13 protein-coding genes and 1 tRNA gene are annotated in these 11,971 nt (G+C 67.8%); 11 read left to right on the top strand and 3 right to left on the bottom strand.

Translation table 11 applies throughout. From position 1 onward, the window contains the following. The first annotated feature begins 7 nt into the window (after positions 1 to 7). From BLU77_RS07845 to BLU77_RS07835, 3 genes are all read left to right on the top strand, one after another. Entirely contained in the window at positions 8 to 277 is a 270-nt protein-coding gene (locus BLU77_RS07845) for a hypothetical protein (protein WP_139177665.1), read from the top strand. A 95-nt stretch (positions 278 to 372) separates the two neighbouring features. After that, entirely contained in the window at positions 373 to 753 is a 381-nt protein-coding gene (locus BLU77_RS07840; protein ID WP_139177664.1) for a hypothetical protein, read from the top strand. A gap of 71 nt (positions 754 to 824) precedes the next feature. After that, a tRNA-Pro gene (locus tag BLU77_RS07835) sits at positions 825 to 898 on the top strand. A 107-nt stretch (positions 899 to 1,005) separates the two neighbouring features. Here the strand turns inward: BLU77_RS07835 and BLU77_RS07830 are convergent. Continuing rightward, a complete protein-coding gene (locus tag BLU77_RS07830) occupies positions 1,006 to 2,169 on the bottom strand; it encodes an AI-2E family transporter (RefSeq protein ID WP_089772423.1) in 1,164 nt (387 codons plus the stop codon). A 345-nt stretch (positions 2,170 to 2,514) separates the two neighbouring features. On the opposite strand from BLU77_RS07830, the gene BLU77_RS07825 reads away from it, so the two are divergent. Next, positions 2,515 to 3,726, top strand: a complete 1,212-nt coding sequence (locus BLU77_RS07825; RefSeq protein WP_089773066.1) for an IS110 family RNA-guided transposase — start codon at positions 2,515 to 2,517, stop codon at positions 3,724 to 3,726. A 117-nt stretch (positions 3,727 to 3,843) separates the two neighbouring features. Here BLU77_RS07825 and BLU77_RS07820 read toward each other — a convergent pair whose 3' ends face one another. Then, a complete protein-coding gene (locus BLU77_RS07820) occupies positions 3,844 to 4,125 on the bottom strand; it encodes a hypothetical protein (RefSeq protein ID WP_089772422.1) in 282 nt (93 codons plus the stop codon). A 510-nt stretch (positions 4,126 to 4,635) separates the two neighbouring features. Next, positions 4,636 to 5,124, bottom strand: a complete 489-nt coding sequence (locus BLU77_RS07815) for a hypothetical protein (protein WP_089772421.1) — start codon at positions 5,122 to 5,124, stop codon at positions 4,636 to 4,638. Positions 5,125 to 5,231: 107 nt separating this feature from the next. On the opposite strand from BLU77_RS07815, the gene BLU77_RS07810 reads away from it, so the two are divergent. From BLU77_RS07810 to BLU77_RS07780, 7 genes are all read left to right on the top strand, one after another. Further along, complete coding sequence (locus BLU77_RS07810) at positions 5,232 to 6,752, top strand: PQQ-binding-like beta-propeller repeat protein (protein WP_089772420.1); 1,521 nt, start codon at positions 5,232 to 5,234, stop codon at positions 6,750 to 6,752. 93 nt (positions 6,753 to 6,845) lie between these two features. Further along, complete coding sequence (locus BLU77_RS07805; protein WP_089772419.1) at positions 6,846 to 7,838, top strand: aldo/keto reductase; 993 nt, start codon at positions 6,846 to 6,848, stop codon at positions 7,836 to 7,838. A gap of 184 nt (positions 7,839 to 8,022) precedes the next feature. After that, positions 8,023 to 8,934 carry a phosphate/phosphite/phosphonate ABC transporter substrate-binding protein gene (locus tag BLU77_RS07800; protein WP_089772418.1) on the top strand — a complete coding sequence of 304 codons (912 nt, stop codon included), beginning with the start codon at positions 8,023 to 8,025 and terminating at the stop codon, positions 8,932 to 8,934. Beyond that, positions 8,934 to 9,737, top strand: a complete 804-nt coding sequence (gene phnC / locus BLU77_RS07795; protein WP_089772417.1) for a phosphonate ABC transporter ATP-binding protein — start codon at positions 8,934 to 8,936, stop codon at positions 9,735 to 9,737. Before BLU77_RS07800 ends, phnC begins: the two co-directional genes overlap by 1 nt. Beyond that, a complete protein-coding gene (gene phnE / locus BLU77_RS07790) occupies positions 9,737 to 10,603 on the top strand; it encodes a phosphonate ABC transporter, permease protein PhnE (RefSeq protein ID WP_089772416.1) in 867 nt (288 codons plus the stop codon). The genes phnC and phnE overlap by 1 nt, the downstream gene beginning before the upstream one ends. After that, positions 10,600 to 11,367, top strand: coding sequence for a tyrosine-protein phosphatase (locus tag BLU77_RS07785; RefSeq protein WP_089772415.1), 768 nt, complete (start codon positions 10,600 to 10,602; stop codon positions 11,365 to 11,367). Before phnE ends, BLU77_RS07785 begins: the two co-directional genes overlap by 4 nt. Next, positions 11,367 to 11,966 (top strand): TetR/AcrR family transcriptional regulator, encoded by a 600-nt coding sequence (locus BLU77_RS07780; RefSeq protein WP_245708719.1) that lies wholly within the window; start codon positions 11,367 to 11,369, stop codon positions 11,964 to 11,966. The genes BLU77_RS07785 and BLU77_RS07780 overlap by 1 nt, the downstream gene beginning before the upstream one ends. Positions 11,967 to 11,971: the final 5 nt, after the last annotated feature.

Genomic DNA, 11,971 nt, shown 5'->3' with positions numbered 1-11,971 from the left:
TGACTGCATGAGGACGCAGGTGACGGGCGCGGCGGTGGCCGGGCTGCTGGTGGTGATCGCAGCCGGCTGTGACCGGGGCGACGAGCTGCTGGTCGTCGAGGCGGACCATCTGCAGGAATATGCGGCCGGCGACTTCGAGGGCACGTGGGAAACACAGACCGATCCGGAGGAGCTGGAGCGGCTCGCCGAGGTGCAGCATGCGCACGGCATCACCGGTGATCGCCAGCTCACCTCGGACGAGATGGGTGACGGTGCGCTCACCACGACGGTGGTGTAGACGACGGAGGACGAGGCGTTCATGGTGACCGTGGGTCTGTACGACTCGAGCGGCGCAGGAATCGCGATCACGGAACTGGTGCAGGAGTGGCGGGCATGAGAGGGGATACAGCGATGCGACGTGTGGTTGGTGTGGTGGCGGCCGGGGTGCTGGCGGTCTCGGTGGCGGCCTGCGCCGAGGAGGAGACCGGTCCGGTGACGATCGTGGAGGCGACGCACACGCAGTCGCAGGCGATCGAGGACTTCGACACCTCCGAGCAGGTGCAGACCGATCCGGCCGAGCTCGAACGGCTCGCGGACGTGCTGGATGAGCACGACATCCGCGGCGATGCCGAGTTCGGTGAGGGCTGCCCGGGCGGGAAAACGACGCACCTGGAGTACGCGACCGAGGATGACCGGGCCACGATCGTGGTGGAGGGCTGCGACGCCGGAGCGACGGGCGAGGCGATCGAGGATCTGGTGACAAGCTGGCGGTAGTGCGAGCGCGTCTCGATTGGGAGGATCGGGCTCGGCTGCGGTACTCTCGTCGCGGCCCGTTCGCGGGCCCTCGGGCTGTGGCGCAGTTTGGTAGCGCACTTGACTGGGGGTCAAGGGGTCGCAGGTTCAAATCCTGTCAGCCCGACCGAGAGATGTCTGAAGGACATCGCCGACGGCCGAACCCGAGAGTGATGGGTTCGGCCGTCCTTGGCTCTCGTCGGGTTGCTCCGATGGTGTGGATGTACCAGCGAGCTACGCAGCCCCGCGGTCCTTCTTCCGGGCGAACCACGCGGGCAGGTCGGGACCGTCCCACACCTGGATCGCCGCCCAGATCGATGCCGCGATCGGGACCGCCAGCACGGCACCGGTCAGGCCGACGAGAACGGTGCCTGCGGTCAGTGCGATCAGGATGACGAGGGGGTGCAGGCTCAGCGTGCGCGCCATCACCACCGGCTGGAGGAAATTGCCTTCGAGCTGATTCACCAGCACGACGATCCCGATCACCACGAGCGCCTCGAGCGGGCCCAGGGCGACGAGTGCGACGAGTGCCGCGAGCGCCCCGGCGAGCGTGGCACCCACGAGCGGGATGAAGGCCAGCAGGAACACCAGCACCGCCAGCGGGATCACGAGCGGAACGCCGACGATGGCCAGCCCGATCCCGATGAAGATCGCGTCGGCCGCAGCGACGATGGCGGTTCCGCGCACGTAGCCACCGAGGGTGCGGACCGTGGATTCGCCGATGCGTCGGCCACGCTCGTAGCGCGCTCCCTCGAGCGGGCGCAGCATGAACTCCCAGATCTGTGGGCCGTCCTTGAGGAAGAAGAACAGCACCACCACGAAGATCGCCAGACCGGCGACGAAGTCGACCGTCTGTGAGGCTCCAGCGAGCGCACCCGAGCCGACGGCGTCGGATTGCAGCAGCTCCAGGGCGGAGTCCTGCAATGACTGGATCTGCTCGTCGGTGATGTCGAAGGGGAGGCGCTGGACGTACTCCTGGAGCTGGGCAAACCCGTCGAGGGCCTGGTCGCGCAGCATCTGCCACTGGCTCGCCACCGCCACGGTGACCAACCACACGACCCCGGCTAACACCGCAACGACCGTGAGCAGTGAGATGACGGTGGCCAGCACGGAGGGAACACCGCGGCGGCGCAGCAGACCCACGAGCGGTGAGATCGCCGCGGCGAGTACCAATGCAATCAGCACCGGGATGACCACGAGGGTGAGCCGAGTCAGCGCCAACACGGCCACGGTCACCACGGCCAGGATTGCCAGGACCTGCAGAGAGCGGGTCCCCACCCGGCCGACGCCGTCCGTCCAGAGAGCGGGGACGCTCGTCTTTTCGGTGTCGTCAGACGTCGCAGCCGACGCCTCGGCCGGGCGTGAGCGCGTTCCCCGTCGACGTGTGAACAACCCCATGGTGCCCCTTCTGGTCCGTTCGCTGGCGCCAGACTCCGTGCGTGGCCAGCGTTCCTACCAGCCTAATGGGAGTGCAGTCGCCGATTAGAGGTGAGGTCTTTCCTCGGGTGGGAGGCTGTTGGCCGAGCCGTCGGCCGGTGAGCACCGTCCTCAGCCTGAGGCATTGACCTCTATGGCTAGATCGTGCCCCGGTCGGCGGATAGGTCGCCCGTCGAGTGCTGATGGGGTGTCGTGCCCCGGCCGGTCCACCTGTGGTCGCGTGGTGAGCACTGATCCATTAGGTCGCTGCCTGGGCGGTCTCGGCTCCGCAAGAATGAACCGACACGAGGAGAGGAGGTGGTGGACATGATCTTCGTCGGGGACGACTGGGCTGAGGATCACCACGACGTGCACCTGATGGACGAGACGGGCAAGAAGCTGGCTACCAGGAGGCTGCCGGAGGGCATCACCGGGATCGGGGCCCTCCATGCCATGGTCGGTGCCCACACCGAGGACCCCGAGCAGGTGGCCATCGCGATCGAGACTGACCGCGGACTGTGGGTGCAGGCGCTCGTCGCGGCCGGGTATGTGGTCTACGCGATCAACCCCAAGGCCGCCGCCCGGTATCGGGAGCGTCACCACGTCGGCGGCGGCAAGTCCGACCCGGCCGACGCCAAGATGCTGGCCGACCTGGTCCGCACCGACGCCCACAACCACCGCCCGGTCGCCGGGGACAGCTCCCAGGTGGAGGGCATCAAGGTCTTGGCCCGGGCCCACCAGAACATGATCTGGTCACGCACCCGGGAGACCAACCGGCTGCGCAACGCCCTGCGCGAGTATTACCCGGCCGCGGTGGACGCCTTCGAGGACCTGGACGACCGCGACACCCTGGCCGTGCTGGGCCGCGCTCCCGACCCGGCCACCGGGGCCCGGCTGAGCATCACCCAGCTCAAGGCCGCGCTGCGCGCAGGCGGGCGCCGCCGCTACCTGGACGCCACCGCCGAACGGATCCAGGCCAGCCTGCGCACCGAGCAGCTGCGCGCGCCGCAGGAGATCGCCGACGCCTACGCGACCACCACCAGGTCCGCCGTGGCACTGCTGGTCACCCTCAACACACAGATCGACCAGCTCGAAAACCAGCTGGACCAGTCTTTTGAGCAGCACCCGGACGCCGACATCTACCTCTCGCTGCCAGGCCTGGGTGACGTCCTCGGCGCCCGGGTACTCGGCGAGTTCGGGGACGACCCCGAACGCTTCGCCGGCGCCAAGTCTCGCAGGAACTACGCCGGCACCTCACCCCTGACCAAGGCCTCGGGCAAGAAACGGGCCGTGGTGGCCAGGCTCGTGCGCAACAAGCGCCTCTACGACGCGATCGACCAGTGGGCCTTCTGCGCCCTGACCCACAGCCCCGGAGCCCGCGACTACTACGACGAACGCCGCGCCGCCGACTACAAGCACCACGAAGCCCTACGGGCCCTGGGCAACCGCCTCATCGCCATCCTCCACGGCTGCCTCAAACACGCCACCCCCTACGACGAGCACACCGCCTGGGCACACCGCCAGAGCACAGCCGCTTGACACGTTAGACCCCTGGGGTATCTAGCCAGCACGACGTCGCTCAGGGACCAGTATCTGCCGAGCACCACGTCGGCCTCGCCCACCGCTTGGTCGTCTCGGGGCGCTCCAGACGGAAGCTTAGTGAGTAGACACAGGTTCGTACTGGGTCTCGAACGCGGCGGGGCCGGCGACGAAGAAGGAGCCGTCGCGCGTCCGGTACACGTAGTCGCCGGGCATGGCTCTGATCGTGCCGTGGATCTGACCGAAGATGGTCAGCACCGGCGTCCTTGTGCGGGCGCTGCGCCGAGTGCCACCCAGGACGCCATCGCACCACCGTGCGACATCCTCGGCAGTGTCCGTCGTGAAGCGCATTGCCTCGATCCGGACGGGCTTCTGCTGGTGCAACGAGGGCTGGTGCATCGTTCATCTCCGCGGATGTAGGAGAGTGCGGGAAATAGTTGAGGTCGCACAGGTCACGGTGGTCTCGTATCTGGGGTAGGTGTGCCGGCTCGTCATCGCCACGCTGCGGTAACGCGCCAGGGAGGAGAGGGCGTCCGGGGGATTCGGACGACGCTCCCGCGGATCCACGTCCCGTGCCGTTCGGGTGCCTGAGGATCCGTCGTGCCCGCACCTGGGAGGGTGACGGGCCGTCTCACGTCGGCGGTTGGGCACCGGTACAGGGTGCAGGTCAGTCGGGGGTCGTCGGAGGCGGCGCGGTACGACAACCGACCGCGATGAGCACCATCCATGACGCGCCCCTTCCGTCGACCGTCGCACGGTCGCCGACCCGTGCCGTGGCCGACGCTTCTCGTCAGTGCTTCTGACCTCATCCCCAGTCTGCTTCTCGCAGTGCATCGTGCGGTGAAAGTTCCTGGGTGATCTGCGGGTGAATCGAGAACGGTATGACGAGGGTGAGGAGGAGGTGATGGCTCAGGCGAGGCTCCGACGCCATGACTCCAGATATCCGGTCAGGTCGTCGAACACGCTGATCTCGGAACCTGCGTGGACGACCCGCGGTTCCGAGATGTCGAACACGAAGTACGCCCGCTCGAACGGGGACTCCCGGTTGTCGAGCGCGAACAGTACGGCCGTTGACGGCGCCAGGCCAGGTATCTGCAGATCCTGGTGCGCGATGTCCGCGGTGATCATCTGCCGAACGGGGGGTTGGGCGACAAGTTCCGCGGAGTGCTGTGGGTCGCACCACTCCAACTCCACCGAGCAGTGCTTCCACCACAGAGCGTAGGCGTAGAACTCCGCGACCTGTGGTGATGTCGCCACCCTCGAGCGCCCGTCCACGCACAGCAGCTCGTGCACGGTGATGCCGCGCGGCCCCAGTTCGAGCGGTCCGAACTCCATGGCAGCGTCCAGATCGTCGCGATTGATCAGCTCGATCTGTTCCAGGAGGGTGACGAGACGCATGCCTCAATCCTGCCTCGGCTGGCGGAAATGCTGTCGCTAGACTGGCAGCAGTGCCGGTCCGAGGGTGCTTCTCGTCGGTGCGTCGCAGGCCTAGAGGAGGGGGAGGCATGAGGGGAATCGGGGCAGGGACACTCACCCTCGGACTGCTGGGAGTCGCGCTCTGCGCGCTGACCTTGTGGCGCGGTTGGTCGCCGGTGGCGTGGTGGTTCGGCGTCGCGATGCTGGCCGTAGCGATGATCACCACGGCGTGGCGCCGGGAGGAACGTCGTGCCTGGTGGGCGGGCGGTGCCGTGGCTGTCGCGCTGCTCATGGCGGCCGTACCGGTCGTCGAGCCGCTGGTGCGCCCCCAGGCGGAGGTGGCGTGGTCGCTGCAGGGGACCGAAGAACCTGTGGGTGCCACCGAGTCCCTCATCCTCACCGTGGACGGCGATCGACTGTTACGCGCTCGAGCAGCGGATGACGGTTCGGTGGCGTGGGACCACCCTGTTCCGATGTCCGAGGCGCACGACGATGCTCCGGTTGACGTCGTCGGTGATGTCGTTCTGATCGGGGCACACAGCATCGCCGATATGGATGAGGAAATGCTCGCCGTCGATGCTGGCACTGGAGCGGAGCTGTGGACCGGCCCGGCACGGATCGCACCGTTCGTCCACGACGGAACGGTGCTTGCAGCCTGGGCATACGACGACGGCGATGTGCACCGCGGTATCGACCTGAACACGGGCGAGGTCCTGTGGAGCAACCCCGGCTCGCGTGGGGCGTATCGGAGTGTTCCTGCCAGGACTCCCGGCGGCGGTGTTCCCGCCATGGGATGGTTGGTTGAGGTGCAGTCCATCGACGGTGACCGCAGTCATGTCGTCACCGATGTACGGACCGGGGACCAGATGACTGTTCCAGGATCCGAGCTGCCGACGGCGTTCGGCATCGTGGGCGACCAGCTCATCGTCCACGCTCTGGAGGACTCGCTGGAGGAACTGCGTGACGCCGAGATCCTGCCCTCGGAGGTCACTGCCTACGACCTCACCACCGGAGACAGGACGTGGAGCGCGCCGCTCCAGCTGGGCCGGCACGCATGGGGCCTCTTCGCGGACAGCACTCAGCTCACCACGGTCGACGGAACGACACTCCTCAGTTCTGCGGACGGTCTGCGGCTGGACGTGCTGCACCTCACCGACGGCGGCCAGGTCAGTGTCCCCTCGCCGTCAGGGCAGCCCTTCCTGCAGTTCCCGCAGAGCACGCGGATGATCTACGAGACCTGGGTGCACGGGAACACGGCCGTGGGTCTGATGGGTTCGCTCGAGCTTGCTGTCGTCGACCTCGAGGCCGGCACGGCCGCCCTCGTCCCGGATCCACCGTTCGGTTCGGTGGCTGGAACGACATGGATCAACGGCCGGCCGGCACCCGTCTGGGAGGAACCGACGCTGGCGCCCTTCGGGCGCGAGTATGACCAGTTGACGGCGGTGGATGTGCACGATCCGCAATCACCCGAGCGTGTGGACCTGGGTGCCCTTCCCGACGGAACCGTGGCAGGGACGTTCGCCGAGCGAGTCGTGGTGGTGGCATCGACCGACGAGGGATCTGCCGCGACGGCGATGCACGTGCTTGCGCCGTCGGAGCACGCACGCTGATCGGTCCGTGGTGCAGACTGGTGCCTGGTCGATCACCAGCACCGCCTGCTCGGCACGGTGCGTGGGAGATCCGTGACGTCGAACGGAGAAGTGATGCAGCACCGCCCACTCGGCCGCATCGGTCGAGAGATCTCGGCCATCGGCCTCGGAACCTGGCAGCTCGGCGGCAACTGGGGCGAGGTCAGCGAGTCCGCCGCCCTGGCAGTGCTGTCCGCCTCCGCCGACGCGGGTGTCACTCTGTTCGACACCGCTGATGTCTACGGCGACGGACGCAGCGAGCAGATCATCGGCCGCTTCCTTGCCGACCGGCCCGGTCACGAGATCACCGTAGCCACCAAGATGGGCCGGCGCGCCGACCAGGTCCCGGAGAACTACACCCCGGAGAACTTCCGTACCTGGACCGACCGCTCCCGCGCGAACCTGGGCGTCGACACGCTCGACCTGGTGCAACTGCACTGCCCGCCATCGCCTGTGATCGAGGCGGCCGCCACCTACGACGCCCTCGACGCCCTGGTGGCCGACGGCACGATCGCCGCCTACGGCGTCTCCGTGGAGACCTGCCAGCAGGCCCTCGACGCGATCGCCCGCCCGAACGTGACCAACGTGCAGATCATCGTCAACCCGTTCCGGCTCAAGCCGCTCGATGAGGTGCTCCCGGCCGCCGAGGCCGCCGGTGTGGCGATCTTCGCGCGAGTTCCGCTCGCCTCCGGTCTCCTCTCCGGAAAATACACGACGGCCACCACCTTCGCCGCGGACGACCACCGCACCTTCAACCGGCACGGGGAAGCCTTCGACAAGGGGGAGACCTTCTCCGGGGTCGACTTCGACGAAGGACTCACCGCAGCGCTCGAGCTCGCCGATGCGCTTCCCGACGGCGTCCCTCTCCCGGCCGCGTCCCTCGCCTGGATCGCCTCGCGCCCCGGAGTGACGAGCGTAATCCCAGGAGCACGCAACGTCGCCCAGGCCGCGTCCAACGCGCGCGCGGGTGCGCTCCTGGACGGCGGGTTCGATCTCGACGCCTTCGACGGCGCGGTCCGGGACGTGTATGACCGCCGCCTGCGGGCAGCGGTCCACCCGCAGTGGTGACCGTCGCTCTCTGACGCGACCACGAGACACCGTCGCGCTGGCGGCGACCGTGGCGGCGTCACGTGCCGTTCATCGAGTGTTCCAATCAGGTACTAGCGGTCTCGTAATTGCTGGTTACCTCGCCTCGCCACGATGAGTGAGTCCTCACCCGGGAATCCTGACCCGAAAGGCTCCACTCATGCGAATGAGCGCTCCACTGGCTGCGTGCGCCCTCGCCGCGGCGTCCGCCCTTGCTCTCGCGAGCTGCACCACCAGCTCCTCCGGCACCACTAGCGATGACGACGTCATCCGATTCGCCACCCTTCCGCTGACCGACGATCCGAGCGTCGAGACACCTGTCGACGCCATGCAGGAGCTCCTCGAGCAGGAGACCGGCATGCAGGTCGAGATCACCGACGTGCCGAACTACTCCGCCGTGATCGAGGCGATCCGGGCCGGTCACGAGGACATCGGCATCATGAGCGGCTTCCCCTCCGCACTGGCCGTCAACACCGGTGAGGTCGACTCGCTCGTGGCCTGGCCCGGCACCGACGAGCCGGTCTCGACCTGCCTCGTGCTCGATGACTCGCCCCTGCAGTCGCTGGCGGACATCACTCCGGAGACCACGATCGCGTTCGCCGATCCGGCCTCGAGCTCCGGCTTCTTCATGCCGACGCACATGCTGCACGAAGCCGGGCTCACGGCGGGGGAGGACTTCCAGGAGCTCTTCTCCGGCGGTCACGATCGCAGCTTCATCGCCCTCCAGGAAGGGCAGGCCGATGTGGCGTGCACGTCGACGATCTTCCCGACCATGGCCGGTCAGGGCGACCCGATGTTCCCCTTCGACGAGGGCGAGACCCGTTCGATCGGGGAGAGCATCGGGATGCCGATCTCACTCACCTTCCTCGGCAGCCAGTCAATGAGCGCGGAGAAGCGCGAGGCGCTTCTGGCGGCGATCCCCGCGGTGTTCTCGGACGAGAACCGTGACGTGCTCGGCCTCTACATGGAAGCCATGCCCGAGGGCCTCGAACCGATCGTGGAACCCGACCGCGAGCTGTTCCAGCCATTCGTCGACATCGCCGCGATCGCCGACGTCGACATCTCGGACCTCGAGTGATGAGCGCCGCCCCGGTGTCCGCCGCGGCCTCGATCACCACCGAGCGACGGGTCAGCATCCGCGACCTCCGCGTGCGTTACACCCCCGAGTCCCCCCTGGTGCTCGACGGTGTCGATCTCGACCTGCACCGCGGTGAGATGGTGGCGCTTCTCGGGTCCTCCGGATCCGGGAAGTCCACCCTGATGAAGGCCCTCACGGGCTTCGCGCCGATCACATCGGGCAGCGTGCGCGCGGACGAGTTCGACGTCGCACACCTGGGGCGGGGTGAGCTGCGCCAACTGAGATCCCGCGTCGGTCAGATTTTCCAACAGTTCAACCTCATCGGCCGTCTGAGCGTGCTGACGAACGTGCTCACCGGATCGCTGTACGCGGCCGGACCGGTGAACATGCTGGGCACCTTCCGCAGCGCCGATCGCAAGCGGGCGCTCGAGCTGCTCGACCGGGTCGGCATCGCACACAAGGCGGGCGACGAGGCGCGGACCCTCTCTGGCGGTCAGCAACAGCGCGTGGCCATCGCACGTGCACTGATGCAGAGCCCGACGCTGATCCTCGCCGATGAGCCCGTGGCCTCGCTCGACCCCACCATGAGCCGTGTCGTCCTGGAGCTGCTGCAGTCCATCGCCCGGGACGAGCAGATTCCGGTGCTGGTGAGCCTGCACGTGCTCCCGCTCGCGCTCGCCCACTCGGACCGGATCATCGGTCTGCGCCATGGCGAGATCGTGGTCGAGGGCACGACCGGCGAGCTCGATGCTGAGCGGCTCGCCCCGGTCTACGACACGCGCGACGGCGAGGAGGACAGCTGATGGCACTGCTGGACACGCGGACGCCGGACGAGGCCCGCAGATCGGGCTCGGCCTCCGCCCACCAGACCACGCTCGATCCGCAGGCGCGCGAGCGCATGGAGCGCGCGTTCCGGATCCCGCGTACACGGTTCGTGATCGGCGTGACCGTTGCCGTTGCGCTCTTCATCTGGTCGGCCAACGGGGCCCAGTTCGACTTCCTCAAGCTCGGCGACGGTGCGGCCAACATGGGGGAGTTCATCTCCCGCATGTTCCCGCCGGACTTCTCCAAGCTCGGCACGATCGTCCTGCTGCTGGTGGAGACGCTGCAGATGGCGATCGTGGGCACTGCCCTCGGCTCGATCCTCTCGCTGATCATGGCGTTCGGCGCGGCGAGCACGATCGCCCCGCGATGGCTGTACTACGCCTGCCGCTGGACGATGAACATCATCCGCGCGCTGCCCGATCTCGTCATCGCCCTCATGTTCGTCTCCGCCGTCGGACTCGGCCCGTTCGCCGGCATCCTGGCCATGACGATCGGATCCATCGGCACGATCGGCAAGATCTTCGCCGAGGCGATGGAAGCGGTCGACCGTGGCCCCATCGTCGCGATGGAGTCGGTCGGCGCCTCTCGGCGGCAGATCGTGCAGTACGCCATCGTTCCGCAGGCGCTCCCGATGCTCACCAGCTACACGCTGTTGCTGTTCGAGGGCAACGTGCGCGGAGCAACGATCCTCGGACTCGTGGGCGCCGGGGGCATCGGTCTCGAGCTCACCACCGCCATGAACCGCTACGAGTACGGCCACCTGTGCGCCATGGTCCTGTGCATCATCGTGCTCGTCACGATCATCGACCAGGCCAGCGCCATCATCCGGAAGAAGATCACATGACACTCGACATCATCGACCTGCCGCTCACCGCTCCAGTCAACCTTCGCGACCTGGGAGGTATCCCGATCGCCGGCGGCACGCTACGCACGGGATTCGCCCTCCGCGCCGACGACCTCTCGACCACAGATCACGCGAGCGCGACTGACCTCGTCGACACGGGTGTGGCCGCCATCATCGATCTGCGTTCGCACACCGAGGCCCAGTTCACCGGTCGTGGCCCCTTCGGCTCTCTGCCGGTCACCTATCACCACGTGCCCTTCCTGACTTCGCTCGACGACGCGTCGAACCAGGCCACCGGCGCAGACCTCACCGATCAGTCGCAGTTCGAGAGCCTCTACATCCGGATGTTCGAGACGGCGGCACCGAGGATCGTCACGGCGCTCGGCATCATCGCGACCACCCCCGGAGCAACGGTCTTCCACTGCGCCGCCGGCCAAGATCGCACCGGTGTACTGGCCGCCTCGCTGCTGCTGGCCCTCGGTGCCGAACCGGAGGCGATCGTCGAGGACTACGCGCGGACCGGTCCCAACTCGCCCGCGATCATGGAACGGCTTGCCCCAGTGATGGGTCCCGTGCTGGCCCAGCACGGGATCAGCCTCGAGGACGCGGCCCGCGCCGCCACCCGGCAGACATTCACCCCCGCACCCATGCGAGGCTTGCTCGCCTACCTCAGGCGCACCTATGCCGACCCGATCGACACCTTGCGAGCAGCGGGCCTGAGCGATGGTCTGGTTGCCACCCTCCGCGAGCGCGCCCTGGCATGATGGAGCAGGCGACAGCTGTCCGCCGGCCGGGACGCCCACGTGCCGAGGGCCTTGACGAACGGATCCTCGATGCGGTCCTGGAGTTGATCGACCGCGGCGGCGACGTCACGGTGAACGCGGTCGTCGCCGGTTCGGGGGTTTCCCGCGCAGCGCTGTACCGCCGTTGGCCGAGCATGACCGAACTGATGGCGGCCGCGCTCGACCGTGGCCGGGCGGCGATCGAGGTGGACCTCTCCGGTGACATCAAGGACGCCATCGTTCAGGTCATGTTCGGTGATCCGCGCACCGCACGCGGGCAGGGGTACACCGAGCGGCGATTCCGCACGCGCGTGGCATTGGTGATGGAGAACCCGGAGCTGCAACGGGCGTACTGGACCTCGCACGTCCACCGCCGCCGGGAGGCGATCCACGCGGCCCTGCAGGAAGCGGTCCGCCGCGGCGATCTGCGGCCGGACCTGGATATCGACGCGTGCATCGACCTCATCAACGGCGTCTTCTACTACCAGGTGGTGGTGCGTGGTGCCTCCGTCGACGCTCCCACCACGATCGCCCGCTGCCGGGAGGCGTTCGAGGTGGCCTGGCGCGGGATGAGCCGCTGACCACC

The organism is Ruania alba, assembly GCF_900105765.1.
Classification (GTDB): Bacteria; Actinomycetota; Actinomycetes; order Actinomycetales; family Beutenbergiaceae; genus Ruania; species Ruania alba.
This window is presented reverse-complemented; position numbering and strand designations above follow the sequence as displayed.